This window comes from Streptomyces sp. NPDC032472, from assembly GCF_040636955.1.
In the GTDB taxonomy this organism is placed as follows: Bacteria; Actinomycetota; Actinomycetes; order Streptomycetales; family Streptomycetaceae; genus Streptomyces.
Genome location: NZ_JBEZVK010000189.1, coordinates 1 through 2379, shown reverse-complemented (window position 1 = coordinate 2379; position 2379 = coordinate 1). Strand labels below are relative to the sequence as shown.

Sequence of the window (2379 nt, the reverse complement as noted above, 5' to 3'; positions counted from 1 at the left end):
GGGTCGCGGCGGGGGTCATGGGGCCGCGGCCTCGGGCTCCGGCACGGGCGGAGTCGCTGCGCGGGCCGCCCGGCGGGCCAGGCCGGTCGTGGAGCGGCCGTCCAGGTACGGCAGGACCACGGCCTGCCCGCCCCACGTCCGCACCAGGGCCGCCTCGGGCAGGTCGTCGACCGCGTAGTCGCCGCCCTTGACCCAGATGTCGGGCCGCAGCACCTCCAGCACCTCGGCCGGGGTGTCCTCGTCGAACGAGATCACCGCATCCACGCTGCCCAGCGCCTGCAGCACACGCGTACGGTCGGCCAGCGGGGTCAGGGGCCGGCCCGGCCCCTTCAGCCGGGTCACCGACGCGTCGGAGTTCAGGCACACCACGAGGCAGTCGCCGATGCGCCGGGCGCTCTCCAGCAGGCCCACGTGGCCGGCGTGCAGCAGGTCGAAGCAGCCTCCGGTCGCCACGACCGTGCCGCCCCGCGCCCGGACCTCCCGGACCAGCGTCAGCGCATCGGCGCGGTCGGGGAGCGCGGGCGCCGGGCTCGGCCGACGCCACAGCGACAGGCCCGAGGCACCTCCGCCCGCGACGAACGCGGCCGCCTCGGTCACCGCGTGCCACACGGCTTCCTCCGGCAGGGCGCCGTCCGCGAGGGCGGCAGCGGTGTGGGCGGCGAAGCAGTCGCCGGCCCCGCAGGTGTCCCCGTACGCCCGGAACGGGGCCGGGACCAGCAGCGGCGCGTCGGCGTGCGGCCGGGTCAGCAGCGCGCCGCGCTCGCCCAGGGTGACCGCCACCGAGGCGGCCTGCCACCGGCCGGCGAGCAGGGCGCCGCGCCGGGCGTACGCCCCGAGGGAGCCGCTGTTGCCCTCCTCGGGGCACAGCGCACGGGCCTCCGCGGCGTTGGGCGTGACCAGGCGGGCACCGGGAACCGGCGGGCCGCCGCGCGGATGGGGGTCCCAGACCAGCGGGACCCGCCGTGCGGCCTGTTCCAGCAGGGGCCGCAGCGCGTCCGCGGTGCCCCGGCCGTAGTCCGCGACGAGGACGGTGTGCGCGGCCGCGAGCAGCTGCGCGCACTCCTCGGTGGGCGGCCCGGCCCGCCCCCCGCCGCGATCGATGCGCACCAGCGGCCGCCCGCCGGCCAGAACCCGCGTCTTGACGGGCAGCGTGCCGGCCAGGGGCAGTTCCACCAGCCGGACCCGGCCGCGCAGCGCCTCGCGGACCCGGCGGCTCGCGCCGTCCCGGCCCAGCGCGGTGACGAGGACCACCTCGCGCCCGGCCCGGGCGGCCAGCGCCGCGGCGAGCCCGGCGCCGCCCGGCCGGGAGCGGTCCGCGGTGACGTCGACCACGGGGACGGGCGCGTCCGGCGCGAGCCGGTCGGCCACGCCCTCGATGTCCCGGTCGAGGAGGACGTCGCCCACGACGACCAGGGGTGCGGATGCGGATGCGGTCACGGCGTCCTCCCGTATGCGGCGGGGAGCGCACCGGCCGGCCCGGCCGGTGCGGATCCGCGGTCCACCACCTCGTCGAACGCCTCGCAGAGCAGGTGTACGGCGACCAGGTGCGCCTCCTGCACGGTGGCCGTGGCCTCGGCGTCGATGCACAGCGCCTCGTCGGCGGCCTGGGCCAGCGGATTCGGCGCGCGGCCGGTCAGGGCCCACACCTGCAGGCCCAGGTCACGGCCCGTCGTCGCGGCCGACAGCAGGTTGTCGCTGCGCCCGGAGGTCGACAGGAGCAGCACGACGTCGCCGGGCCGCCCGTGCGCGGCCACCTGCCGGGCGAACACGTGGTCGTACCCGTAGTCGTTGCCGATGGCGGTGATGCTGGACGTCTCGGCGTGCAGCGCGATGGCGGAGAAGGGCGGCCGCTCCCGCCGGTACCGGCCGACCAGTTCGGCGGTGAGGTGCTGGGCCTGGGCCGCACTGCCGCCGTTTCCGGCGGCCAGCAGCCGGCCCCCCGCGGGCAGGGCCCGCGCCAGCTCGCCGGCCCACCGTTCGAGCAGGTCGGCGCCGTCGCGGCACATCCGCTCCAGGGCCGAGTGCAGGGAGGAGCAGTGGGCCCACAGGCCCGGCCGGGGAGGGGAGCCGCGCGGAGCGGAGCCGGGGCCTTCGGTTCCGGTGTGCCCGGAGCCGAAGCCGGGCCGCGCGGAGGAGGCGTAGGACGTGTGGCACGTGTAGGGCGAGGGGGATGGGGAGGGGTACGGGTTCATGGTGTCGGCCGGCCCGCGCTGGCGCGGACGGCCACCACCTCCTTCGGGAAGCGGTCGCAGTACGGGGTACGCAGTACGGGGTACGCAGTACGGGGTCAGGCGGGCGCGGGGCGCCGCGTGCGGTCGGCGGCTGCGGCGGCGTACGGGCGGCCGGCGAGCACCGACAGGTACGACCGCTCGGTGGCGG

Annotated in this window: 2 protein-coding genes; both read right to left on the bottom strand. The window is 78.3% G+C overall.

Annotation, left to right across the window (positions count from 1 at the left end):
- Window positions 1–15: 15 nt before the first annotated feature.
- Window positions 16–1437 (bottom strand): D-glycero-beta-D-manno-heptose 1-phosphate adenylyltransferase, encoded by a 1422-nt coding sequence (gene rfaE2, locus AB0F11_RS38060; protein WP_362184432.1) that lies wholly within the window; start codon window positions 1435–1437, stop codon window positions 16–18.
- Window positions 1434–2192: an SIS domain-containing protein gene (locus tag AB0F11_RS38055; RefSeq protein WP_362184430.1), complete on the bottom strand. Its 759-nt coding sequence runs from the start codon at window positions 2190–2192 to the stop codon at window positions 1434–1436. Before AB0F11_RS38055 ends, rfaE2 begins: the two co-directional genes overlap by 4 nt.
- Window positions 2193–2379: the final 187 nt, after the last annotated feature.